Genomic DNA, 24610 nt, shown 5'->3' on the forward strand with positions numbered 1-24610 from the left:
CTTTTGGGATGGGATCAGGATCTCCCTTTCCGGATAGGCGCTTCGCCCGGGGATGACGCGAGAATGGCCGGCGTGGTCTGAAGGATCACGCGCGGCGCTCCGAGTGTTCTGTCCTCACCCCCCATCGATCTCCCGCACGGGGAGGGCGGCGCATCACGCCATGTACTGGCCGCCGTTGATGGTCAGGGTCGAGCCGGTCACGAAACCCGCATCGTCGCCCGCGAGGAAGAGCACGCCGCGGGCGACCTCCTCCGCCTCGCCGAGGCGACCCACGGGAATGAGCGGCAGGATCTTGGATTTCAGGACCTCCTCCGGCACGGCCTTCACCATCTCGGTGGCGATATAGCCGGGTGCGATCACGTTGACGGTGACGCCCTTGTTGGCGTTTTCCAGCGCCAGCGCCTTGGCGAAGCCGATCACGCCCGCTTTCGCGGCGGCGTAGTTCGCCTGTCCCATCTGGCCCTTCTGGCCGTTGATGGACGAGATGATGATGATGCGTCCGAAGTTGCGCTCGCGCATGCCCTCGATCACGGGGCGAGTGCAGGCGAACATGGAATCGAGATTGGTGCGGATCACGGCGGACCACTGGTCGAAGGTCATCTTGTGGAACATGCCGTCGCGGGTGATGCCCGCATTGTTGACCAGGATGTCAACGGGGCCGAGTTCGGACTCGACCTCATGGATGCCCGTTTCGCAGGCAGCCGGATCCGAAACGTCGAATTTGTGGACGGGGATGCCCGTCTCGGACTTGAACCGATGAGCCGCCTCGTCGTTGCCGCCGTAATTGGCGGCAACCCGATAGCCGGCCTGCTTCAAGGCCGTCGAGATCGCGGCGCCAATGCCGCGAGTGCCTCCGGTGACCAATGCAACGCGCGCCATGCTTTTTCCTTCCCTCAAGCCGTTCCGTTGCGGATTTCTGTGAACCCGTTGAAGAGATGAAGTTCTTTCCTCCGTGGACAGCTTAATACATGGAACACGGCCTGGCACCGTGTAGGTCCGTTCTTTCTCCTAGCCCTTTCGATATCGACGAAAACGGCTTGCGCTCCCTCGAAAGCACAAGCCGTCTTTGGATCATGACGCAGCGTCAGCGTGCCGCCGCGGCGGGAGGGTGCTCCAGCGCTCCGGGCACCTTTTGGCGTTCAAGGCAGCTTTCAGCTTTCAGCTTTCAGCGTTCAAGGCACATGGCGACGCCCATGCCGCCGCCGATGCACAGGGTGGCGAGGCCCTTCTTCGCGTTGCGGCGGCCCATCTCGTGCAGCAGGGTCACCAGCACGCGCGCGCCGGATGCGCCGATGGGATGGCCGATCGCGATGGCGCCGCCGTTCACGTTCACGATGGACGGATCCCAGCCCATGTCCTTGTTGACCGCGAGCGCCTGGGCCGCGAAGGCCTCGTTGGCCTCGACGAGTTCGAGGTCGGAGACTTTCCAGCCTGCCTTTTCGAGCGCCTTGCGGGACGCCGGGATCGGACCCGTGCCCATGATGGCCGGATCGACGCCGGCGGTGGCCCAGGAGGCGATGCGGGCGAGTGGCGTGAGACCGCGCTTCTGCGCTTCGGCCTCCGTCATCAGCACGACGGCGGCCGCGCCGTCATTGATGCCCGACGCGTTGCCTGCGGTGACCGTGCCGTCCTTCGAGAAGGCGGGCTTCAGCTTGGCGAGGCCTTCGAGCGTGGTGCCGGCGCGGATGTATTCGTCGTTCTCCACGACGATGTCGCCCTTGCGGGTCGCGATGGTGACGGGCGTGATCTCGTCCTTGAAGCGGCCTTCCTTCTGGGCCGCCTCGGCCTTGTTCTGGGAGGCGGTGGCGAACTGGTCCTGCTCCTCGCGGGTCAGCTGCCAGCGCTGCGCCACGTTCTCGGCGGTGTTGCCCATGTGGTAGCCGTTGAAGGCGTCCATGAGGCCGTCCTTGAGCATGGTGTCCATGAGCTTGAAGTCGCCCATCTTGGTGCCCGAGCGCATATGCGCGGCATGCGGGGCGAGGGACATGGATTCCTGGCCGCCGGCCACGATGATGTTGGCGTCGCCGTTGGCGATCTGCTGCAAGCCGATGGCCACCGTCCGCAGCCCCGAACCGCAGAGCTGGTTGAGGCCCCAGGCGGTCTTTTCCTGCGGAACGCCCGCCGCCATGGCGGCCTGGCGGGCCGGGTTCTGGCCCTGAGCCGCGGTGAGAATCTGGCCGAGGATCACCTCGTCCACCTCTTCGCCACTCACCTTCGCGCGCTCGAGGGCGGCCTTGATGGCGATGGCGCCCAGCTCGTGGGCCGGCGTATTGGCGAAGGCGCCGTTGAAGGAGCCGACCGGCGTGCGCGCGGCGCTGACGATGACGATGCTGTCCTGGGCCATTCCTCATCTCCTGTGCTGGATGTTTGAAAATAGATATGGCTGGCTCGATCAAAGCCCCAGCCCCTGCGATGTCAAGAACAGGATAAAGCAACTCAGGCATGCGGCCCTTAGACTTTTGGCGCTTTGATCGTGGGGCATAAGGCTTATAATCAGGAACGGCCGCTGATCTCTTGGCGGGAACCCCGGCCACCGGTCTGCAGGAGCGTATTGGGTCCAAATGGCGACGGAAAATCAGCCGACTGTCATCAAGAAGTATGCCAACCGCCGCCTCTATCACACCGGCACCTCGACCTATGTGACGCTGGAAGATCTGGCCGGCATGGTCCGCCAGGGCGAAGATTTCGTCGTCTACGATGCGAAGTCCGGCGAAGACATCACCCGCACGGTGCTGGCCCAGATCATCTTCGAGCAGGAGAACAAGGAAGGGCAGAACCTTCTGCCCGTCACCGTGCTGCGCCAGCTCATTCGCTTCTACGGCGACAGCATGCAGGCCCTGGTGCCCAGCTATCTCGAATTTTCCATGAACAACCTGTCCCAGGAACAGCAGAAGCTCCGGGATCAGATGGCCCAGGCTTTCGGCCCGGGAGCCTTCCAGGCCATGGAGGAGCAGGTGCGCAAGAACATGAGCTTCTTCACCGAGGCCATGCGCATGTTCGCGCCCTTCCCGCAGGGAGGGGCTCCGGGTGTCCCTCCGCAGAAGGCGGCTCCGCAGGCGGACGAGACGAACGACCTGGACGCCCTCAAGCGCCAGATGGCCGACATGCAGGCCAAGCTCGACAAGCTGGCGAACAAGTGATCCCGCCGCCCCTCCGCCCTGGCTTTTCCCATCACGGTCGTCCGCGTCTTTGGAGCTGCCGAATCGCCAGGACGTGGATGCCCGGCCTCGGACCGGGCATGGCGATCGAGGGTGTCGGGATCCGGGCGGCGCCTCAGCCCCGGGCCCTCTTCAGCATCGTGCGCAGGCTCTGCGGCTGCGGAAGGGCTTCGGGCTCCCCGAACAGGGCTCCCTCCAGGTAATCGACGCCCCAGGCCAAGAGCAGCCGCGCGGTCGCCTCGTCGTCGACCCATTCGGCCGCGACGGCAAGGCCCAAGTTCTGGGCCCGGTCCACGAGGGCGCGCACGAAAAGCCGGTCCTCGGTCGAGCGCTTGAGAGGCTGGATGAAGACGCCGTCCACTTTCAGCATGTCGAAGGGCATGTGGCGCAGGGACGACGGCGGGACGTGCCCCAGCCCGAAGCCCGAGAGCGACAGGCCGATTCCGATGGCCTTCATGGCGTGGAGGCGGCCGAGGAGAGCCCCGTCCGCGCCGAGCGCGATCTCCGGGACCTCGATCACCAGGCGCGACTCGATTCCCGGCCGCGCGCCGAGATGGGCGGCGAGCGTCGGCAGCCACTCCCCGTCCTTCAGGGTCGCCGGTGCGACGGGCAGGGCGAGACGCTGATGGGGATGGTCGGCGAGGTAATCCGCCGCCAGTTCCAGCATGCGTCCGTCCACGAGCAGGCTGAGATTGCCCTCCTCCAGGGCGGGGATGGAGCCGAGGGTGGTCGTCCGGCCGCCCGGGCCGGCGACGGCCGCCGCGGCCTGCATCAGAACGGGGGTCCTGCCATAGGCATCCACCATGGGGCGGCAGGCCAGGGTCAGGCGGCGGTCGTTGAGGGCCGCGACCACGTCGAAGGAGGCGTTCTTGCTTCGCGCCGCGCGCAAGGCCGTGCGGGAATCGTAGAGCACGCAGGGCTGAGAGCCCGGATGGGCCGATTCGAGGGCCTGTTCGGCAAAGCGCAGCAGCTTGGCGGCCTTGAAGGTATGGTCGGGCGCACAGGCGGCCGCGAGCGTCAGATCGCCGGAGCAGTCCTTCAGGAGGCCTGCCACCCGCCTCATGGCGCCCGGAGCCTCCGCTGCCGGGCATCCGGTCAGGGTCAGGGTGAAGCGGCTCGGGCTCAAGGCGCCGAAATGATCCTGCCGCCGCATCATGGGGCGGAGCTTGCGGGCGATGACGTCGAGGGCGTCCGCGCCGTCACCCTCCAGGCCCCCGACGATCAGGGTGCAGGTCTGCGAGATGCGAAGCGCCTCGTTGATGCCGTTCTGGATCTGCGCCAGCAGGCCGGAGCGGGCCTGGATCCGGACCGGAAGGCAGGTTTGGCCTGCATCGGCCCGCAGCAGACCGCGGACGAAGGCGGGGCGTCCCTGGTCGTCCGGCTGCCAGCGGCCCGTCTCCTCGACCATCAGCACCCGGTCGGGCGCGAGCCGGAGGGCATAGCGCGTCTCGAAGCTGCCGTCCGCGCCCGTTCCAGCCGCCATCGCGGCGCGGCGGTCGGGTCCGCTTTCCGGCTCGACGAGGTGGGAGAAGGCCTTGCCCGTGCGCGGCAGGTCCCGCGCCGGGAGACCCAGGAGGGCGGCGGCATTCGGGCACCAGACGAGGGCGTCGGACAGGATGTCCCAGGAATAGGCGGCGCCGGAATGGGAGGCGGGAGAGGCGATCTCGCCGTGACGTTGGCGCGGGGTCCGGGGTGCTCCTCGAAAGATCCCCGCCCGGCCCGGCCGCTTCGTCGCCATCGCCCAATCCTCACCGCACTCGAGACACGCCGGGGCAGGAAAGGCAGTGCCCGACCCCATTGAAACTGACCCCTCAAGGATCGGGCCTCAGGCTTAACGAACTGTAAAAACAGAGGAAAAATCAGGGCCTTTGGGGATTGCGGGCATAAAAAAACCGGCGCTTTTCGCGCCGGCTCTTTTCTTCTCGCATGCCGCGTGAATTACGCGTCAGCCTTCACCTTCAGCACCTGACGGCCGCGGTACATGCCGGTCTTCAGGTCGACGTGGTGAGGGCGGCGAAGCTCGCCGGAATCCTTGTCCTCGATGTAAGTCGGGGCCTTCAAGGCATCGGCGGAGCGGCGCATGCCACGCCGCGAGGGCGACGTTTTTCTCTTAGGAACGGCCATTTCTCGTCTCCGGTCAAAAAAAGCGGAGCGCCCGCTTAAGCCGGGGAACGCTCACATCTCAAACTTGATGAGGTTGCGCCTCATACAAGGTCCTGGAGCAAATATCCAGCCCTTTCCTGCATTGAAAGGCTTTTCATCGTCGCAGGTCATGGCTTCAGGCATGCGCTGTAGGGCGCCGCCGCCGTCATGCGGGCCTGGAGCTGGCCGGCCAGAGCGCTCAGGCGCTTGGTCGGGTGGGCCGGGTTGCGCCTGAGAGGGCTCGGAAGGGCCCGGGCGAGCAGGGCCGCCTCCCGGCGGGTCAGGTTCTTGGCCGATTTGCGAAAATACTTCTGCGCCGCCGCCTCGGCCCCGAAGACGCCTTCACCCCATTCAGCGACGTTGAGATACACTTCCATCATCTGCCGCTTGGACCAGATCAGGTCGAGATAGAGGGCGACGGGAATCTCCAGGCCCTTGCGGATATAGGAGCGGCTTTGCGACAGGAAGAGGTTCTTGGCCACCTGCATGGGAATGGTCGAGGCTCCCCGGGACGGCCCGTCCTCGTCGGCATCCTCCACCACCTCACGGAGCGCGATCCAGTCCACGCCGCCATGCTCGCAGAACCGGCTGTCCTCCGAGGTCATGACCGCGAGCGGCAGATGGGGCGAGATGTCGTCCAGGGGAACGTAGACCCGCTCCACGCTCCGAAGGGTCAGCCAGCGGCCGAGCATCAGCGTCGAGGCGGGTGGCACGACCCAGTACAAAAGGCCTAGCCAAACGACGGCTCCGACCCATAAGAGGATAAGGCCGAGGCCGATTTGGACGAGGCGGCGGAAGAACCGGGCGGCCGAGACCGGCCGGGCCGGCCGCAGCGTCCATCTCCGGCCCGATCGTCCACCACCATTTTCCTCGGACGGAGCGGCTGCTCCTTCCGAATTCGGGCTCATCATGACGCCATCCACCAGCACTTTCGGCCCGCGGCTCAATGAGGCCGCAAAGCTCATCGAAGCCAATCTCCAAGCCTTGCTAGCAGACAATGCCCGCGACGGCGAGATTGCGCGGCCCGCCCGGCTGATGGCGGCGATGCGGCATGCGGTGCTCGGCGGCGGAAAGCGCCTGCGGCCCTTCCTGGCTATCGAGGCGGCGCGCCTCTTCGGCTTCGAGGGCCCGGGGGCCCTGCGCACGGGCTCGGCGGTCGAGCTGCTTCATTGCTATTCCCTGGTGCACGACGATCTTCCCTCGATGGACGATGACGATCTGCGGCGCGGCCGCCCGACGGTGCACAAGGCCTTCGACGAGGCGACCGCGATTCTCGTCGGCGACGCCCTGCAGACACTCGCCTTCGAAGTCCTCGCCGATCCCGAGACCGCCGCCGACGCGGCGGTGCGGTCCGAGCTCGTGCTGGGCCTTGCCCGCGCCTCGGGCGTCGGGGGCATGGTGGGCGGGCAGATGCTCGACCTGTCGGCGGAGGGCCGCTACGGCGCCGTCGCCCTGGGAGAGGCCGAGGTGCGCCAGCTCCAGATGATGAAGACGGGCGCGATCCTCACCTTCTCGGTGGAGGCGGGCGCGATCCTGGCCAAGGCGGACGAACAGGCCCGCCGGAGCCTCGCCGAATACGGGCGCGCCCTGGGGGCGGCGTTCCAGGTGGCGGACGATATCCTCGACCGCGAGGCCTCCGAGGAGGCGCTCGGCAAGCGCACGGGCAAGGACCAGGAGAAGGGCAAGGCCACGCTGGTCGACCTGCTCGGGATGGACGGTGCGAAGCGCGAGTGCCGCCAGCTCGTCGACAGGGCTGATGCGGCGCTCGCCGGCTTCGGAGACGAGGCGCAGACCCTGCGCGATGCCGTGCGCTTCGTGGTCGAGCGCGAGGTTTAAGTTCGCGAGGCTTAAGCTGGTTTAAGCTCTTGCCGCCTTGCGGCGCCTGAGCCGGCGCGGCAGCTTCATCTCGCTCACGATGACGCCCGCGACGATCAGCGCCGCTCCGATGAGGGCGGCGGCTGGCAGGCGCTCGCCGTAGACGCGACCGACGATTCCCGCCCAGACCGGCTCGCCCGCGTAGATCACCGTCGCGCGGGTCGGGGAAACCGTTTTCTGAGCCCAGTTCATCGCGAGCTGGATGCCGGCGCTCGCAAGGCCGAGACCGGCCGCGCTGAGGACGAGAAGCCACGAGGGCTCGGGCAGCGGCTCTTCGAGCGGCGCCATGAAAACCAGCGCGAGGCACGCGGTGATGGCGAGCTGAACCACCGTGACCCGGCGCGCATCGACCTTCCCGGCAAAGCCGCCGATGAGAATGATCTCGGCCGAGATCGCGACAGCGCTGAGAAGCGTGACGAGTTCCCCGGTACCGAACCCGATGGCGGTTCCGTCAGGGCCCGCGAGCAGGGCGAGCCCGATGAACGCGAAGGTGATCCCCGTCCAGGCCATGATGCTCGGCGGCTTTTTCAGCACCAGCCATTGCAGGAGGGGCACGATCGGCACGTAGAGCGCCGTGATGAAGGCCGATTTGCTGCTGGGGATATATTGCAGCCCATAGGTTTGAAGCGTGTAGCCGAGGAAGATCGCGACGCCGATCATCGCGCCCGCCCTGACCTCCAGCCATGTCAGGCCGCGCAGCACGGGCGCCGCGACGAGCGCCATCGCGAGGGCCGCCGTGCCGAAGCGAAGCCCCACGAAGAACAGCGGGCCGCTGACGCTCAGCGCGTTCTGGACCACCAGGAAGGTCGCGCCCCAGATGATCGTGACGAACACCAGCACCGCTTCGCTGCGGCTCAACGAGAAGGACGAGACGGAACGGGAAGGGACGGCGCTCAAGACGGGCTCCTCGACGGACCCGCGTCGGTAGGAGCAATCGGGCGATCGGTCAAGGCAGGCCGCAGCCGCGGCGGCCGTCACCGTGGTGCCGTGGACACCCAGAAGGACAGCTTGCGATGGCCCGGCCGGGTCGGATGCGGAAAGCTGCCGTCCCAGACGCCGCCATTGGCGAGGATCACCTTGCGCGAGCCCTCGTTGTCGTCGTCGCAGGTGATCTGGACGCGGGCGAAGCCCTCGTCCCGGGCGACGGCGAGAATCCGGTGCAGGGCCTGCGTGGCGTAGCCGCGCCGCTGCTTCCAGGGGACGATGGAATAGCCGACATGGCCGTAAGCCGTCGGGGCCAGCTCGGCGACGCCTCGTTCGAAGCGGAAGTTGATGCGCCCGCAGAACTCGCCGTCGCTGATCCAGAACTCATGCGCGGGCAGCCGAGGCACTTCGCTGCCGTCGGGCCGGCGGACCATCGGGCTGCTGTAGAGCTCGTCCAGGAAGCGCGCGGGATCCGCTCTGAGCGCCGCCAGCTGCTCCCGGCCGTTATCGTGATCCGAATTCGGCGACCAGCCTCTCGCGAGGGCCTGCTCGTAAGCCGGCAGCCATGCGAGGCTCGGGCGAAGGAGAGCGATGCTCATCTCTTACAAGGCGATTCCTTACACCGTGACCTGGGTTCCCACCTCCACCACGCGTCCGGTGGGGATCTGGAAGAAGTCCGTCGCATCGCTCGCGGATTTTGCAAGGCTGATGAAGACCTTGTCCTGCCAGAGCGGCATGCCGGACTGGCTGGCCGGCCGGATCGAGCGCCGCGACAGGAAGAACGACGTCGCCATGATGTCGAACTTGAAGCCCTGCTTGCGCAGGATGGCGAGCCCGCGCGGAATGTTCGGGGTCTCCATGTAGCCGTAGCTCAGGCGGATCCGCCAGAACGAGTCGCCCACATGCTCCAGGAAGACGCGGTCCTCGTCCTCCACACGGGGAATGTCCTCGCTGCGGACGGTCAGGATCACGTTCTTCTCGTGCAGCACCTTGTTGTGCTTGAGGTTGTGCAGGAGGGCGGCCGGCGCGGTGTCCGGATCGCTCGTCAGAAAGACGGCCGTGCCCTTCACCCGGTGCGGCGGGCTCTTTTCCAGCATCTGCACGAGCTCGAGGAGCGGTACGTCGACCTTGCGGGTCTTTTCGAAGAGAATGTTCGTGCCCTTCACCCAGGTCCACATCAGGGTGATGAGGGCGGAGGCCAGGAGGACCGGCACGTAGCCGCCGGTGAACAGCTTCAGCAGATTGGCGCCGAAGAAGGCCAGATCGATGAACAGGAAGGGCAGCATCACGGCGAGCGTCAGGCCGAGCGACCAGCGCCAGCCCTTCCAGATCACGATGATGGCCAGGATCGCATCGACCGACATGGAGCCGAACACCGACACGCCGTAAGCGTGGGACAGATTGCTCGACGAGCCGAAGATCAGGACGAGCACGATCACGCCGAACAGGAGCAGCCAGTTGACCCGCGGCAGATAGATCTGGCCCTGATGGGTCGCGGACGTGAAGCGGATTTCGAGACGCGGCAGAAGGCCGAGCTGGATCGCCTGCCGGGTGAGCGAGAAGGCCCCCGTGATGACGGCCTGGCTGGCGATGATCGTCGCGAGAGTCGCCAGGATGATCATGGGGACGAGCGCCCAGTCCGGCACGAGATGGAAGAGAGGCGATTCCGCTTTCTCGGGATGGGAGAGCACGAGCGCGCCCTGCCCGAAATAGTTGATCACGAGCGCCGGGAAGATGATGTAGAGCCAGGCGCTGCGGATCGGCTTGGCGCCGAAATGACCGAGATCGGCATAGAGCGCCTCGGCGCCCGTGACGGCCAGGCAGACGGCGCCGAGAACCGCCAGGGACACGCCCGGGTGGTTGACGAAGAACATGAGGCCGTGGAGCGGGTTGATCGCCGTCAGGACCGTCGGGTCGTCGGCGATGTGCAAGGCTCCCGCGACGGCGAGCGCAATGAACCAGACCAGCATGATCGGGCCGAAGAAGGATGCCACCCGCCCTGTCCCGCGGCTCTGGACGACGAAGAGCGCGGCCAGGATGGTGAGCGTGATCGGCACCACGAAGGATTGGAGGTCGGGCGCGACGAGCTTCAGGCCTTCGACGGCAGAGAGAACCGAGATGGCGGGCGTCAGGACCGCGTCGCCGTAGAAGAGGCCCGCTCCCATGATCCCGAGAGCCAGCACGAGGCCGCCCCTCTGCCGGACGGCGCGCTGCGCCAGGGCCACGAGGGTCAGGGTTCCGCCTTCGCCCTTGTTGTCGGCCCGCAGGAGGATGACGACGTACTTGACCGTCACGACCAGCACCAGGGACCAGAGGATCAGCGACAGGACGCCCAGGATGATGTCACGGGTCACGGGCCCGCCCGCCGCGGCGGCGGCGACCGATTCCTTGAAGGCGTAAAGCGGACTCGTGCCGATATCGCCGAAAACCACGCCGATAGCGCCGAGCATGAGCGGCCAGAAACCGACATGGACGTGATTTTCGGGAAGGCTGGCCTCCGGGACTGCGGAGTCGGCACGTCCGGGAGCGACGGCTTGCTGTTCTGCCATGGGTGCTTTTCGTTGCGGATATGCCCGCGGACGGCCCTTTGTTGAAACACTCTGCCAAACGACGAAGGGCGGCCCCTTCTTCGAGCACCGGACCCGAAAGCGGGTTCGCCTTCGGGATCGACCCGATGCTCTCTTCCTCGGCAAGCGCATCGTTCGGGCGGAAAACCGGATCCGCTTCGTCCGCACGATGCGCTAGCGAGCGCAGCGGCCGTCATTGCCGGCGCGGCGGCTCTCTAGCATATCGCGCCTGAGCTTAAAACGGAATTTCGCTTGAGGTTCCCTCAAGGGCCCATGGCCGCGCTTGACGCCTTCACTCGGCGGCGTCGCGCCCCGCCTGACCGTAGGTCTTCTCGATATAGTCGAGCACGATCGCCTGGAAGTCCTGTGCCAGGGTCGGACCACGCAGCGTCATCGCCTTCTTGCCGTCGATGAAGACGGGAGCGGCCGGCTGCTCGCCCGTGCCGGGCAGGGAAATGCCGATATTCGCATGTTTCGACTCGCCGGGGCCGTTCACGATGCAGCCCATGACGGCCACGTTGAGGTTCTCGACCCCGGGATAGGTGCGCCGCCATTGAGGCATGGAGGTGGAGATCCAGGTCTGGATGTCCCGTGCCAGTTCCTGGAAGACGGACGAGGTGGTGCGTCCGCAGCCCGGGCAGGCGGCGACGAGCGGCACGAAGGTGCGAAAGCCCATCGTCTGGAGCAGTTCCTGCGCCGTCTTCACCTCGAGGGTGCGATCGCCGCCGGGTTCCGGCGTGAGGGAGTAACGGATCGTGTCGCCGATGCCCTGCTGGAGCAGGATGCCGATGGCCGCCGAGGAGGCGACGATGCCCTTGGTGCCCATGCCCGCTTCGGTCAGGCCCAGATGAATGGCGTAGTCGGAGCGGCGCGCGAGTTCCTGGTAGACCGCGATCAGGTCCTGCACGGCCGAAACCTTGGCCGACAGGATGATCCGGTCCTTGCCCAAGCCGATCTCCTCGGCGCGGACGGCGGACAGGAGGGCGGACTGGACCATGGCTTCGCGGGTCACCCAGCGCATGTCGCGCGGGGTCGCGGAGGCCGCGTTCTCGTTCATCAGGTGGGTCAGGAGCTCCTGGTCGAGGGAGCCCCAGTTGGCGCCGATGCGCACGGCCTTGTCGTATCGGATCGCCATTTCGACGATGGCCGCGAACTGACGGTCCTTCTTTTCCTTGAAGCCCACATTGCCCGGGTTGATGCGGTACTTGTCGAGCGCTTCCGCACAGGCCGGGTGATCGGCCAGGAGCTGGTGCCCGATATAGTGGAAATCGCCCACGAGCGGGACGTCGACGCCGAGCCGGTCGAGCCGCTCGCGGATCTTCGGCACCGCGGCCGCGGCCTCGTCCCGGTCGACCGTGATGCGCACCAGCTCGGACCCGGCCCGGGCGAGCGCGGCCACCTGGGCGACCGTGGCGTCCACATCCGCCGTGTCCGTGTTGGTCATCGACTGAACCACGATCGGCGCGCCGCCGCCGACCGTGACGGAGCCGACGCGGACGCCCACCGTCCGGTGGCGCGGGGCGGGGCCTGCGAGGGTCTCGGGGGAGGCGGCTTCGGGGGAGGGGGACATCATAGACATGCTGCGATCCACGGCGGCCGGTGGGTTCAAGGCCGTCGCCGTTTAGCTGATGCCAAAAGCCCGTCCCGTCAAGCGCGGCATGCTCGACCGGGCGGCCTCCTCGCGTCACGCCCGATGCGCTCTTCGAGAGGAGTGCATCGTTCTCGCGAAAAACCGGGTCCCCTTTTTCGCACGATGCGCTAGCAATGGGCGCAGCGGCCCGTGATCTCCAGAATGCCCATGGACGGCGTGAACATGAGGCCGTCCTGAAGCTTCGACAGGGCGTCCGAGAATTCCGGTGAAGCGGCTTCGTTCACGTCGCCGCAGCTCTCGCAGATGAGAAAGGCGGTGGGCCCGCAATCCTTGGAGGCGTGATCGCTGGCGATATACGCATTGAGGCTGGCCAGACGGTGGGCCAGCCCCTGCTCGATCAGGAAATCCAGGGCCCGGTAGATCGTGATCGGGGCAATGCGGCGGCCGTGGGGAGCGAGGCTGTCGGCCAGATCGTAGGCGCCGACGGGTCTCCTGGCGCGGTGAAGAGCTTCGAGAACCCTGCGGCGGATGGGAGTCAGCCGAACCCCATTGGCCCGGCACAGCTCTTCCGCGCGAGCGAGATCCTTCGCAATCCTGGCCGGCTGCTGAACGAGCCGGGGACGATGAAACGGCTGATAATGAATGGCGGGCTGAGGCATCATGATGGCTCTGATTTTTTAAAAACGAACGTGATCGAAATGCTGAGGCGCGTGGGAAGGCTCGACTATCGCCTTTCCAGACTGAATCGTTAGGTTATAAAGATGCCTTTTTGAGGGCACGAGGAAGCCGGATGAAAGAACCGCGCAAAAAGCGTGAGCGCTCCGTTACACCGGCTTGAATGCGAAGACGCTGGTCTTCTTGATCTCGGCGTCTTCGAGGGTGCGTGTCACCGGAACCTCGTAGACCTGGAGTCGGTCGAGCCGGTCGGCAGGCAGATAGCTGCGCCCGGGATCGCCGATGAGAACGGCAGCGCCTCTCCGGCTGAGGTCGAACAGCCAGTCCGTCACACGGGCCGCGAGATCGCGCTCGTAGCAGATGTCGCCGGCCAGGACCGTGTCCCATCCCCGGTCCTGGCCGATGAGGTCGGCCCGAACGGGCGTCACCGCGACGCCGTTCGCCGCCGCATTCAGCTCGATTGCCGCTATGGCGAAGCCGTCGATATCGCAGGCCGCGACCTCGGCCGCACCCGCTTTCATGGCCGCGATGGCCACGAGACCGGAGCCCGAGGCGAAATCGAGCACGCGCCGTCCGCGGACGGTGCCGGGATGATCGAGAATGTAACGGGCGAGCGCCTGGCCGCCGGCCCAGGCGAAGGCCCAGAAGGGGGGAGGCAGGCCGATCTCGCCCAGTTCCTCCTCCGTGCGCTGCCACAGCTCCGTCGCCTCGTCGGCCACGTGCAGCGAGATCTCCGGTGCATGGGGCACCGGCAGAAGCCGCGTCTCGGCGCGGATGAAGGCTTTGGGATCGATGATCATGAGCCCAGCATGGAGGCGTAAAGCCGCTTGACGTCGTCCATGACCTTCCTCTCCGTGAAGCCGTCGAGGACCCGGGCGCGTCCCGCCGCGCCCATGCGCGCCACCCGCTCCCGGTCGGCGGCAAGGATCGCCAGCGCATCCGCGAGAGCCCCGGCATCGCCGGGCGGCACGAGAAGGCCTTCCACGCCGTCGCGGACGAGGGTGCGGCAGCCCGGGACATCCGTGGTGACGATGGCCCGGCCGCAGGCCGCCGCTTCCAGGAGCGTTCGCGGCAGTCCCTCGCCGCCTCTGGAGGGAAGGCAGGCCACGTGATGGTCGCGCCAGACGGCGGCGACGTCCCGGGTGGTGCCGTGCCAAGAGATCCCCGGTTCCGCGCCCCAGGCCTTCAGGGTCTCTTCCGGAATGGCCTTCGGGTTCGAGGGATCGGGGGCGCCGTAGAGGGTGAGTTCGACAGGGGCTCCTTTCGCCCGGGCCGCACGCACGGCCTCGACGGCGAGGTCCACTCCCTTCGACCAGAGCATGCGGGCGACGAGCGCGACCTTCAGGGGCGGCTGCGGGGGAAGGGGCGAGGGGCCGAACATCCCGGGGTCGACGCCGGCTCCGCCGACGATGGTGATCTTCGGGTCCGTGGGATCGAGGCCGAGGAGACGGGGATCGTCGGCGTTCTCGAAGAGATAGCGGGTCTTCGCGGTTTCGAGGCCGCGAACCAGGAGCCGTATCGCACGCTGCGAAAGGCGCCCCAGCCGGTCCGTCCGCGCTCCCAGGAAGCCGAGGCCGGTCAACGCATAGATCCGGCGGCCGACGCCCGCGAGGGTGGCGGCGAAGCCGCCCACCAGGATGCTTCTGAGCGCGATGCAGTGAACGATGTCGGCCTTCTCGTCCTTCAGGATCGCGGCGAGCTGCCCGGCGGCATAGCCCGCCGTCATCGGATTGACGCTGCGCCGTTCGACCTGCAGCGGGATCACCCGCGCACCGGTGGCTTCGATGGCCTCGCGGTGCGCACGCACGCGGGTGACGACGGCCACGTCAAGCCCCATCTCGCGCGCGGCGCGGGCCATGGGGAGGAAATGAGACGCGAAGAACCAGTCCTCGGTGACGATGAAGACGAGCTTGCGGCCTGCGGGATCGGGACGATCGGACGACAAGGGAAACCTTGGAAGAGAAACCTCGAATGGAGCGGCAGGGCCGTTCTAACGGCCCTGTCCCCTGATGGGAACCACTCATTTCCCCCGTCCGTTCCATTCCGCCCGGAAAGGAGGCGTGAATGAATGAGTGGTTGCCGACGATTCTGGCGACGGTTGCGGGAATTCTGTCCACGGCGAGTTTCGTTCCGCAGGTGCTGAAGGCCTGGCGGGAGCGCGACACGGCCGCCATCTCGAAGCGCATGTATCTGGTGACGGTAATCGCCTTCACCCTGTGGTCGGTCTACGGAGTCCTGATCGGGGCCATGCCGCTCATCGTCTTCAACCTGCTGAGTCTAGGCTTAAGCGGCACCATCCTGTTCCTGAAGATCCGCAACGAGCGCCAGGAGATCGGGCAGAAGGAGATCGGGCAGAAGGAGATCGGGCGTCAGGAGGCGCGGACGGGCAAGTCTGCCGCAGTCGTCGAGAAGGAACCCGGCATGGCGCAGTCCGGTTGATCCCCTGCTTCAATTCAAGGCAAGACATGCTGCTCGACCCGCCATCTTCCGCCGATTCCATCGTCGATCCGCGCGACGCCGCCGAAACGGCGGGGCTCATCCATGTTTCCGACGAGGAGCCGGGGATCCGGCGCAAGAGATCCGGGAAGGGCTTCGCCTATCTGCGCCCCGACGGCAGGAAATTGGAGGATCAGGCCACCCTCGACCGCATCAAGTCTCTCGCAATTCCTCCGGCCTATACGGATGTGTGGATCTGCCCCCGGGCCAACGGCCACATCCAGGCAACGGGCCGCGACGCGAAGGGGCGCAAGCAGTATCGCTATCACGCCGCTTTCCGCGAGGTGCGGGAGAGCACGAAATACGAGCACATGCTCGAATTCGCACGTGGCCTTCCCGCCATCCGCAGGACCATCGACGAGCACATGAGCCGGCGCGGCCTGCCGCGCGAGAAGGTGCTGGCGACAGTGGTGCATCTGCTCGAGAGCACGCTGATCCGTGTCGGAAACGAGGACTACGCGAAGCAGAACAAGAGCTATGGCCTCACGACGTTGCGCGATCCCCATGTGAAGGTGGAGGGCAGCGAGCTGCGCTTCCAGTTCAAAGGCAAGAGCGGCAAGACCTGGAAGCTGCAGGTCAAGGATCGCCGCATCGCCAAGATCGTGAAGGCCTGCCAGGATCTGCCGGGGCAGGATCTCTTCCAGTATCTCGACGACGACGGCGAGCACCAGTCGGTCACGTCCTCGGACGTGAACGCCTATCTGAGGGAGATCACCGGGCGCGACATCACGGCCAAGGATTTCCGCACGTGGGCCGGAACGGTTCTTGCCGCACTCGCCCTGTCCGAGTTCGAGCAGTTCGACAGCGAGGCCAAGGCGAAGAAGAACATCCGCGCCGCCATCGAGCAGGTTTCGGCGCGCCTGGGCAACACGCCGACCATCTGCCGCAAGTGCTATGTGCATCCCGAGGTGTTCTCCTGTTATCTCGAGGGCGAATTGCTGCTCGAGATCAAGGCGAGAATCGAAGCCGAACTGCGCGAGGATCTGCCCTCCCTCCGGCCCGAAGAGGCCGCGGTGCTGAGCCTGCTGCAGGAGCGGCTTTCCGAGGAGATCGGGCGGCGGACGGAAAAGACCGCCGGAAAGACGGCCGGAAAGACCGCCGGAAAGACCCCAAGGAGCCGGCGCTCTTCGGCTGGCCGGAAACAGGCCGGAAGCCGAAGCCGGCCGGAGCTGCCGGCGTGACACCTTGACCCGAGCGCGGTCCCATGCTGGATCCCCTCGACGCAGGAGCCGAGGGATGAGATGGGCCGCTCGATCGTAACATTGACGTCACTCGCGATCATGCTGGCCGGATCGGCTGGCGCCGCGCGCCTGGCCGCGCAGGAGCCGAGCTGGGTCGAGGTGAAGTGCGCCCGCTACAAAAAAGCCTGGGGCGAGGCCCTCGACCGGATGAAGGTCAAGGGCCTCGGCAAGGGCCTCGGCAAGGGCCTCGGCAAGGGCCTCGGCAAGGGCCTAGGACGGGAGTTTCTCGAACGGCACGAAGCCTTTCTGGCGTCCGGCTGCACGGCCAAGGCGGACGTCTGCCCTCGCTCCGACGAGGAGATGGCGATCGCGAACATGATGGTCGTCGCCGCCATGAATGCAGGAACGGCGAGCACGTTTCCTCCCTTCGCCTGCAGCAAGGGCTAGCTGCGGCCCGCATCGCCTCGAACATTCTCCTCGGCTCTGGCGTTAGGCTTTCGCTTGATCCCGCCAGCGAGGCTGTCCCATGCGCATCCATCATCTCAATTGCGGCTGCATGTGTCCGGTCGGAGGACGGCTTTGGGATGGGGTGAGCCGGGGGATGACCGGGCAGCTGGTGTGCCATTGCCAGTTGGTCGAAACGGACGGCCACGGGCTGGTCCTCGTCGATACCGGCTTCGGATCCCGCGACGTGGACGACCCTTACGGGCGGATGAGCCCGTTGTTCGTCACCATGAACCGGATCCGGCTCGATCATCGCGACACGGCGCTCGAGCAGGTCAGGAACCTGGGCTTTTCACCGCGGGACGTTCGCCATATCGTTCTGACGCACCTCGATTTCGACCATGCGGGCGGGCTCGAGGATTTCCCCGAGGCGAAGGTTCACGTGCTGCGCGCGGAAGCGGAGGAGGCGGAGGTCCGCCAAGGCTTCATCCATCGGCGGCGCTACCGCCCGGAGCAATGGGACGAGGTGCGCGACTGGCGCTTCTACGATCCGTCGGGCGAGACCTGGTTCGGCTTCAATTCCGTGCGCGATCTCGACGGCCTGCCGCCCGAGATCCTGATGGTTCCGCTGCCGGGCCACACGATGGGGCATGCGGGGATCGCCATCGATTTGCCGGAAGGCTGGCTTCTCAACGCGGGCGACGCCTATTTCTACCGTCACGAAATGGATGAGGAGCCGTCCTGCACGCCGGGCCTTCTCGCCTATCAGACGCTGATGGAGGAGAACCGGGCCATGCGCCTGCGCAACCAGGAACGGCTGCGGGACCTGGCGAACGACCCTTCCACCAACGTGCGGATCTTCTGCAGCCACGACCCGGTCGAGCTGGAAGCCCTGCAGCGCCTCAGCACCGGGTGGCGGCCGCTTTACGCGGAATCTCTTCCGCGTTCCCGCTACTCCTAGGACCGGAGCCTCTGGTCCCGTGCGGTCCGCGCCCTAAAAGCCAGGGCTGGACGGCGGGGCATCGTCCGATGTCCCGCCCGGGAGAGACACGTCGGACGGATCCTGAAACGTGGCTTCCACTTTCGGGGCGATGCTTGAAAGGGAGGCGGTATGAAACTCGATGCCCTGATACTGTCGCGCATCCAATTTGCGTTCACGATCTCGTTCCACATCATCTTTCCGGCCTTCACCATCGGCCTTGCGAGCTGGCTCGCCGCGCTGGAATTCAACTGGCTGCGCACGAAGAACCCGCTCTACCGCAATCTCTTCCGGTTCTGGGTCAAGGTCTTCGCCGTATCCTTCGGCCTCGGCGTCGTGTCGGGCATCGTCATGAGCTACCAGTTCGGCACCAACTGGTCGCGCTTCTCCGAGTTCACGGGCAATGTGCTGGGTCCCGTCATCGCCTACGAGGTCATCACGGCCTTCTTCCTGGAAGCGGCCTTTCTCGGCATCATGCTCTTCGGTTGGGAAAGAGTGGGCGACCGGCTGCATTTCTTCGCCACCTGCATGGTGGCCCTGGGAACCTTGATTTCCGCCTTCTGGATTCTCTCCGCCAATTCCTGGATGCAGACGCCGGCAGGCTACGCCATCGAGAACGGCAAGGCGGTGCCGGTCGACTGGTTCGAGGTCGTCTTCAACCCGTCCTTTCCCTTGCGCTACGCGCATATGGTGATGGGCTGCTACATCACCACCGCCTTCGCGGTCGCCGGCATGTCGGCGTGGATGCTCCTTCGCCACCGGCACGACGCGCCGGAAGCCAAGCTCGCGGCTTCCCGACGCTCCATGTCGATGGCCTTGTGGTTCGCGGCCATCTTCGTGCCCGTCCAGATCGTGATCGGCGACCTTCACGGATTGGGGGTGCTGGAATATCAGCCGACGAAGCTCGCGGCGATCGAAGGCAATTGGGAGCGCATGTCCAACATGCCGCTGCGCCTGTTCGCCATTCCCGACGCGGAGGCTGAAACCAACCATTACGAGATCGGCATTCCGAAGATCGGCAGCTGGGTTCTGACCCATGCCTATGACGGCGTCGTGCCCGGACTCAAGGAGGTGCCGCGGGAGGACCGGCCGCCGGTCTGGCCCGTCTTCTTCTCGTTCCGCATCATGGTGGGCTTGGGCTTCGCCATGCTCGGGATCGGTTTGTGGAGCCTGTATCTGCGCTGGAAGGGAACGCTGTTCACCGACAGAATTTTCCTCGCCGCCACGATGCTCATGACGCCTTCGGGCTTCGGCGCGGTGCTGTTCGGCTGGTTCACGGCGGAAATCGGCCGCCAGCCTTACGTGGTCTACGGGCTGTTGCGCACCGCCGATGCGGTCTCGCCCGTCGCGGCGGGAGCGGTGACGGCCTCGCTCCTCACCTTCTTCGTCGTCTATGCCTTCATCTTCGGATTCGGTTCCTACTATCTCGCCAAGCTTCTGCGGCGCGGGCCCGATCCCGTCGAGGACATTCGCGGCGACGATCTCCGCAAGAAGCCGAAGCGTCCGTTCTCCGCATCGGACGAAGGGATCGAGGGCAGGTCCGGCCATCGGGCCCAGCCGGCGGAATAGGAGGCGCGCGCATGTTCGGCTATGGCAATGAATACGAGGGTCTCGCCTTCTGGCTGCCGCTGATCTGGGCCGGGCTGATCGCGGTGGCCGTGGCGATGTACGTGATCGTCGACGGGTTCGATCTCGGTGTCGGCATCCTTTTCAAGGCGGCCCGCAGCGAGAACTGGCGCGACCGGATGATGGTCTCCGTGGCTCCGATCTGGGACGGCAACGAAACCTGGCTCATTCTCGGCGGAGGCGGCCTCTTCGCCGTGTTCCACATCGCCTATGCGGTGCTCATGCCCGCGCTCTACGTGCCGATCATTCTCATGCTGATCGCCCTGATCTTTCGCGGCGTGGCCTTCGAGTTCCGCTTCAAGTCCGATCGCTCGAAATTCCTCTGGGACAACGCGTTCTTCTTCGGCTCTCTGCTGGCGACTTTCTTCCAGGGCATGGTGCTGGGTGCCTTCGTGCAGGGCTTTGCCAATGACGGGCGCCAGTTCACCGGCGGCACCTTCGACTTCCTCACGCCCTTCAGCGTCGTCACGGGCCTCGGCCTCATCTGCGGCTACGGACTTCTCGGCGCGACCTGGTGCGTGATGAAGACCACGGGCGAGCTCGAAATCTGGGCGCGGCGCATGGCGGTGCGTTTCCTGGGAGCGACGGTCCTCGCCATGGCGGTCGTGTCCGTCTGGGTCCCGTTCCTCGGGCGGCAGATCGAGATGCGCTGGTTCTCCTGGCCCCATGTCGCCTTCGTGGCGCCGGTTCCGCTGATTACCGCCTATGTGGCCTACCGCCTGCTCCGCGATCTGGACGAAGGGCGCCCCTATCGGCCGTTCTTCCTCGCCGTCGGCCTCTTCCTGCTGGGCTATCTCGGGCTCGGCATCAGCCTGTTCCCGTACATCGTGCCGCCGAACCTGACGATCTGGGATACGGCCAACACCGTTCATTCCCAGCTCTTCGCGCTCGTGGGCTTCGCCATCGTGATGCCGATCACCTTCGCGTACACGGCCTATGCCTATTACGTGTTTCGGGGGAAGGTGGCCGATGACATCCGGGGCGGCGGCTACGGGTATTACTGATGGCGGCCGAAACGCACCCGCCCCGGGGGCGCCTGAAGCGCCTCATGTGGTTCGTGCTGATCTATCTCGCGAGTCTCGCGGCTTTCACCGCCCTGGTCTATGGGTTGAAGCTCGTCATCCCGCGATGAGAACGACCGGGATCTGGCCGCACGCATCTCCATCGGGGTTATGCGGCTGCTCGTCATGAGAGACCTTCAGCCCTGCCATAATCTGGCCTTCGAGCCGGGTGAGAAGGTCCTCAAGACCGATGCTCCCTGCTTGGAAGGAGCGCATCGTTCCGGCGAAGAACCGGGTCCGCTTTTTCGCATGATGCTCTTGCGCCGGGGTTCTCAATGGCGCCCACGTCCTCTCCGCCGCCTTCGGACCCCTCGTGACAGGAAGCGGCGGCGCTACCGGTCGTGTTCATAATGCGACCTCATTTCTGGGTCACTGACCGCGCATTGTATTAATGAAGAGTTACTTTCGAACGAGAGGGGGCATTACGTTTCCCTCCGAATAGAGGGCAAGACGACGCCTTCTGAAAATTTGACGACACTTTTAGTTGACATTTGCGTATGAAATAGGGTTACAACTTAGATGGCGTAACGGAAGCGCCGACTTTGGGGGCATCTCGCTATCCTTAAGAGCATCACGACGGCAGGGAAATCGAACCCGGACCTGCTAGGATGCTCCGATGGTCCAAAGCCCGACATCGAAGTTGTCGCACGACAGCGGATCGTATGATAGGATATAACCTGTCGACAGATCCGCTGAACTGAACGGTGTGCCGCGCAGCCGGACCATCGATGGAAAGAGATAATGAAGCAAACATCGAGAAATCGGGAAGAGAGCACGGAAGTCCAAGACGCTCTGAAATCGTGCCTGCCTTCCTTTACGAACGTCGCCATTTTCTCGGCTGTCGTGAACATTCTGGCGCTGACCGGTTCGATCTACATGCTCCAGGTCTACGACCGGGTCCTGTCGAGCCGGAGCATTCCGACCCTTATCGGGCTTTCGCTGATCACCCTGGCGGCCTTTGCCCTGTCCGGCGGTCTCGACATGCTGCGCGGCAGGATGCTCGCCCGCATCGGCGCCCGCTTCGACGAGATCCTCGCGCCTCGCGTCTTCGACCTCGTCGCCACCATGCCTCTGAAGGGCGCCAAGGCGGCCGAGAGCATGCAGCCGATCAGGGACGTGGATACGATCCGCGGCTTCCTGTCGAGCCTGGGCCCCACGGCTCTCTTCGACATGCCGTTCATGCCGATCTTCCTGATCGGCTGCTTCATGATCCACCCGTGGATCGGCGTCTTCTCCGTGATCGGCGGCGTGTGCATCATCATTCTGACGATCTACACGGATGCCAAGAGCAAGGAGCCGTCCTACGAGTTGACGAAGAGCGGCGCCGAACGGCACGCCCTGGCGGAAAGCAGCCGCCGCAACGCGGAGGCGATCCGCGCCCTCGGCATGCTCGGCCATCTCGGCAGGCGCTATGACGAGGTGCATGTCCGCCACGTCAATGACGGCCTCGTCGCCAGCGAATCCTCGGCGGGCATCAGCGCCTTCGCCAAGGTGTTCCGCATGGCCCTGCAGTCCGGCATCCTCGGCCTCGGCGCCCTCTTGGTGATCGAGGGGCAGATGTCCGGCGGCCTGATGATCGCGGGATCGATCCTCATGTCCCGCGCCCTTGCGCCCATCGAAATCGCCGTGGCGAACTGGAAGGGCTTCACCGCCTCCCGCCAGGCCTATCGTCGCCTCCAGCACATCATGACCCTGGTTCCGGCGCAGGGCCAGCGCATGCCGCTGCCCGCCCCGAAGCAGGCCGTCTCCGTGGAGGAGGTCTACGTTTCGGCTCCGGGCGCCCAGCTCCCGATCGTGCAGGCGGCCTCCTTGAGGCTGCAGGCCGGCCAGGGCCTGGGCCTGATCGGGCCCAGCGCTTCCGGCAAGTCGAGCTTGGCCCGCGCCCTCGTCGGCGTCTGGCCCACCCTGCGCGGCGAGATCCGGCTCGACGGCGCCGCCCTCGACCAATGGGAGCCCGACAATCTCGGGCGCCACATCGGCTACCTGCCGCAGGACGTGGAGCTGTTCGAGGGCACGGTGGCGGAGAACATCTCGCGCTTCCACCCGAATGCGAAGCCCGAGGACGTGATCGCCGCCGCGAAGGTGTCCGGCGCGCATGAGCTGATTCTCAACCTGCCGGACGGCTACGATACGCGCATCGGCGAAGGCGGAGCTTCCCTGTCGGGCGGCCAGCGCCAGCGTGTCGCCCTGGCCCGGGCGCTCTACGGCGATCCTTTCCTCGTCGTGCTCGACGAGCCGAATGCGAGCCTCGACGGCGCAGGCGACGAAGCCCTGAACCAGGCGATCCTTGCCGTTCGGCAGCGCGGCGGCATCGTCATCGTCATCACCCATCGCCCGGCCGCTCTCGGGCAGGTCGACCAGGTCGCCATCATGGAAGAGGGCCGCATCAAGGCCATAGGCCCGCGGGACGAAGTTCTGCAGGGCGTGATGAAACGCAATATGGCTCCGGCGCCAGCGCCCGCAGTGCGGGTGCAGCCGGCGCAGGCGCAGGCGGGCAACCTGCGGGAGGTTGGTTAAATGATCGTCATCCAGAAACCCCAGAAGCCTTCGTTGCACGAGAAGGTTCTGCGCCGGTCGAGCGTCGCGGGCCTGTCGATGATCGCCCTGTTCGCCGGAACGATCGGGCTTTGGGCGGCAACCTCGACCCTGTCGGGCGCCGTCGTGGCGGGCGGCCAGTTCGTGGTCGACAGCAGCGTCAAGAAGATCCAGCATTCCACCGGCGGAATCGTCGGGGAGCTGAAGGTGAAGGACGGCGACCGCGTCAAGGCGGGCGACCTCCTTCTGCGCCTGGACGAGACCCTGACCCGCGCCAATCTTCTGGTGGTGTCCAAGCAGCTCGACGAGTTCATCGGGCGCCAGGCGCGCCTGGAAGCCGAGCGCGACGGCACGAACGACGTCAAGACGCCGCAGGAATTCGCGGATCGCCTCGGCGAAGCCGCCATCCAGAAGATCCTGGCCTCCGAGCGCACGCTCTTCGAGGCGCGCCGCGCCACGCGCGACGCCCAGAAGGATCAGCTCAGGAAGCGCATCTCCCAGTCCCAGGACGAGATCACGGGCCTGAAGGCGCAGCAGGAGGCGAAGTCCCGCGAGGCCTCTCTGATCAAGGAAGAGCTCGTCGGTGTGCGCGATCTCTATCAGAAGAACCTCGTCCAGCTCCCGCGCCTGAACGCGCTCGAGCGCGATGCCGCCAGCATCGAGGGGCAGCGCGGCCAGCTCGTCGCCTCCGTGGCTCAGGCCGAAAGCCGGATCGCCGAAACCTCGTTCCAGATCATCCAGATCGACGAGCAGATGCGGGCGGAAGCGATGCAGGAGCTGCGCGATATCCAGAGCAAGATCGCCGAATACAGCGAGCGGCGGGTGGCGGCTGAAGATCAGCTGAAACGCACCGATATCCGCGCGCCGAGCGACGGCTACGTCCACCAGCTCAACGTGCACACCATCGGGGGCGTCATCTCTCCGGCCGAGCCCGTCATGCTCATCGTTCCCACGAACGACAAGCTCGAGCTCGAGGCAAAGGTGCTTCCCAACGACATCGACCAAGTGAAGATGGGCCAGAAGGCGACCGTCAAGGTGCATGCCTCGAATGCGCGCATGATGCCCGACCTGCACGGTAAGGTCAGCCGCATCTCGGCGGACGTGTCCCGCGACCAGCAATCGGGCGCGACGTTCTATACGATCCGCGTGGAGCTGCCCCAGGAGGAGATCTCTCGCCTCGAGGGCTTGCATCTCATCGCCGGCATGCAGGCCGAGGTCTTCGTCGAGGTCAACGAGCGCACGCCCCTGGAATACTTCTTCAAGCCCATGAAGGATCAGATCGCCCGCGCCTTCCGCGAGCACTAGAGCATCGAACGCAAAAGTGGGAACCGGTTTTGCGTGAAAAGATGCTCAAGA

The 24610-nt window shown here is 65.7% G+C and carries 23 protein-coding genes; 11 read left to right on the plus strand and 12 right to left on the minus strand.

The window, feature by feature from the left end:
* Positions 1–153: 153 nt before the first annotated feature.
* The gene (gene phbB / locus RE429_RS03530) at positions 154–879 is read right to left on the minus strand and encodes an acetoacetyl-CoA reductase (protein ID WP_414472999.1); all 726 of its coding nucleotides are present in this window, start codon (positions 877–879) and stop codon (positions 154–156) included.
* A 286-nt stretch (positions 880–1165) separates the two neighbouring features.
* A complete protein-coding gene (locus RE429_RS03535; protein WP_414473000.1) occupies positions 1166–2344 on the minus strand; it encodes an acetyl-CoA C-acetyltransferase in 1179 nt (392 codons plus the stop codon).
* A gap of 217 nt (positions 2345–2561) precedes the next feature.
* Between RE429_RS03535 and phaR the strand changes: the two genes are divergently transcribed.
* Entirely contained in the window at positions 2562–3140 is a 579-nt protein-coding gene (phaR, locus tag RE429_RS03540; RefSeq protein WP_414473001.1) for a polyhydroxyalkanoate synthesis repressor PhaR, read from the plus strand.
* Positions 3141–3273: 133 nt separating this feature from the next.
* On the opposite strand, the gene RE429_RS03545 is transcribed toward phaR, so the two are convergent.
* From RE429_RS03545 to mtgA, 3 genes are all read right to left on the minus strand, one after another.
* Positions 3274–4896 (minus strand): EAL domain-containing protein, encoded by a 1623-nt coding sequence (locus RE429_RS03545; RefSeq protein WP_414473002.1) that lies wholly within the window; start codon positions 4894–4896, stop codon positions 3274–3276.
* A gap of 200 nt (positions 4897–5096) precedes the next feature.
* On the minus strand, positions 5097–5282 hold the full coding sequence (rpmF, locus tag RE429_RS03550) for a 50S ribosomal protein L32 (protein ID WP_036358586.1): 186 nt from the start codon (positions 5280–5282) through the stop codon (positions 5097–5099).
* A gap of 146 nt (positions 5283–5428) precedes the next feature.
* Entirely contained in the window at positions 5429–6211 is a 783-nt protein-coding gene (mtgA, locus tag RE429_RS03555) for a monofunctional biosynthetic peptidoglycan transglycosylase (RefSeq protein WP_414473003.1), read from the minus strand.
* Here mtgA and RE429_RS03560 point away from each other — a divergent pair.
* Complete coding sequence (locus RE429_RS03560; RefSeq protein WP_414473004.1) at positions 6210–7136, plus strand: polyprenyl synthetase family protein; 927 nt, start codon at positions 6210–6212, stop codon at positions 7134–7136. The genes mtgA and RE429_RS03560 overlap by 2 nt on opposite strands.
* A 21-nt stretch (positions 7137–7157) precedes the next feature.
* Here the strand turns inward: RE429_RS03560 and RE429_RS03565 are convergent, their stop codons facing one another.
* The 7 genes from RE429_RS03565 to RE429_RS03595 all read right to left on the minus strand — a co-directional run bounded on the left by RE429_RS03565 (position 7158) and on the right by RE429_RS03595 (position 14877).
* The gene (locus RE429_RS03565; protein WP_414473005.1) at positions 7158–8072 is read right to left on the minus strand and encodes a DMT family transporter; all 915 of its coding nucleotides are present in this window, start codon (positions 8070–8072) and stop codon (positions 7158–7160) included.
* 77 nt (positions 8073–8149) lie between these two features.
* Positions 8150–8698 carry a GNAT family N-acetyltransferase gene (locus RE429_RS03570; RefSeq protein WP_414473006.1) on the minus strand — a complete coding sequence of 183 codons (549 nt, stop codon included), beginning with the start codon at positions 8696–8698 and terminating at the stop codon, positions 8150–8152.
* An 18-nt stretch (positions 8699–8716) separates the two neighbouring features.
* Positions 8717–10648, minus strand: coding sequence for a potassium transporter Kup (locus RE429_RS03575; protein ID WP_414473007.1), 1932 nt, complete (start codon positions 10646–10648; stop codon positions 8717–8719).
* Between the two features lie 310 nt (positions 10649–10958).
* Positions 10959–12245, minus strand: a complete 1287-nt coding sequence (ispG, locus tag RE429_RS03580; protein ID WP_414473008.1) for a flavodoxin-dependent (E)-4-hydroxy-3-methylbut-2-enyl-diphosphate synthase — start codon at positions 12243–12245, stop codon at positions 10959–10961.
* A 179-nt stretch (positions 12246–12424) separates the two neighbouring features.
* Positions 12425–12919, minus strand: a complete 495-nt coding sequence (locus RE429_RS03585; protein WP_414473009.1) for a Fur family transcriptional regulator — start codon at positions 12917–12919, stop codon at positions 12425–12427.
* Positions 12920–13081: 162 nt separating this feature from the next.
* The gene (locus tag RE429_RS03590; RefSeq protein WP_414473010.1) at positions 13082–13732 is read right to left on the minus strand and encodes a class I SAM-dependent methyltransferase; all 651 of its coding nucleotides are present in this window, start codon (positions 13730–13732) and stop codon (positions 13082–13084) included.
* The gene (locus RE429_RS03595; protein ID WP_414473011.1) at positions 13729–14877 is read right to left on the minus strand and encodes a glycosyltransferase family 4 protein; all 1149 of its coding nucleotides are present in this window, start codon (positions 14875–14877) and stop codon (positions 13729–13731) included. The genes RE429_RS03590 and RE429_RS03595 overlap by 4 nt, the downstream gene beginning before the upstream one ends.
* Positions 14878–14996: 119 nt before the next feature.
* Here RE429_RS03595 and RE429_RS03600 point away from each other — a divergent pair, with 119 nt between their 5' ends.
* From RE429_RS03600 to RE429_RS03640, 9 genes are all read left to right on the plus strand, one after another.
* Positions 14997–15371 (plus strand): SemiSWEET family sugar transporter, encoded by a 375-nt coding sequence (locus RE429_RS03600; protein WP_414473012.1) that lies wholly within the window; start codon positions 14997–14999, stop codon positions 15369–15371.
* 26 nt (positions 15372–15397) lie between these two features.
* A complete protein-coding gene (locus RE429_RS03605) occupies positions 15398–16609 on the plus strand; it encodes a DNA topoisomerase IB (protein ID WP_414473013.1) in 1212 nt (403 codons plus the stop codon).
* Positions 16610–16669: 60 nt separating this feature from the next.
* On the plus strand, positions 16670–17056 hold the full coding sequence (locus RE429_RS03610; RefSeq protein ID WP_414473014.1) for a hypothetical protein: 387 nt from the start codon (positions 16670–16672) through the stop codon (positions 17054–17056).
* Positions 17057–17210: 154 nt separating this feature from the next.
* On the plus strand, positions 17211–18014 hold the full coding sequence (locus tag RE429_RS03615; RefSeq protein ID WP_414473015.1) for an MBL fold metallo-hydrolase: 804 nt from the start codon (positions 17211–17213) through the stop codon (positions 18012–18014).
* 150 nt (positions 18015–18164) lie between these two features.
* The gene (locus tag RE429_RS03620) at positions 18165–19601 is read left to right on the plus strand and encodes a cytochrome ubiquinol oxidase subunit I (protein WP_414473016.1); all 1437 of its coding nucleotides are present in this window, start codon (positions 18165–18167) and stop codon (positions 19599–19601) included.
* Positions 19602–19612: 11 nt separating this feature from the next.
* Positions 19613–20662 (plus strand): cytochrome d ubiquinol oxidase subunit II, encoded by a 1050-nt coding sequence (gene cydB, locus RE429_RS03625; protein ID WP_414473017.1) that lies wholly within the window; start codon positions 19613–19615, stop codon positions 20660–20662.
* Positions 20662–20790, plus strand: coding sequence for a hypothetical protein (locus RE429_RS03630; protein ID WP_414473018.1), 129 nt, complete (start codon positions 20662–20664; stop codon positions 20788–20790). The genes cydB and RE429_RS03630 overlap by 1 nt, the downstream gene beginning before the upstream one ends.
* A gap of 670 nt (positions 20791–21460) precedes the next feature.
* Positions 21461–23236 carry a type I secretion system permease/ATPase gene (locus RE429_RS03635; protein WP_414473019.1) on the plus strand — a complete coding sequence of 592 codons (1776 nt, stop codon included), beginning with the start codon at positions 21461–21463 and terminating at the stop codon, positions 23234–23236.
* Positions 23237–24559 carry an HlyD family type I secretion periplasmic adaptor subunit gene (locus tag RE429_RS03640; protein ID WP_414473020.1) on the plus strand — a complete coding sequence of 441 codons (1323 nt, stop codon included), beginning with the start codon at positions 23237–23239 and terminating at the stop codon, positions 24557–24559.
* Positions 24560–24610: the final 51 nt, after the last annotated feature.

The organism is Microvirga sp. M2 (assembly GCF_047497095.1).
Taxonomy (GTDB): Bacteria; Pseudomonadota; Alphaproteobacteria; order Rhizobiales; family Beijerinckiaceae; genus Microvirga.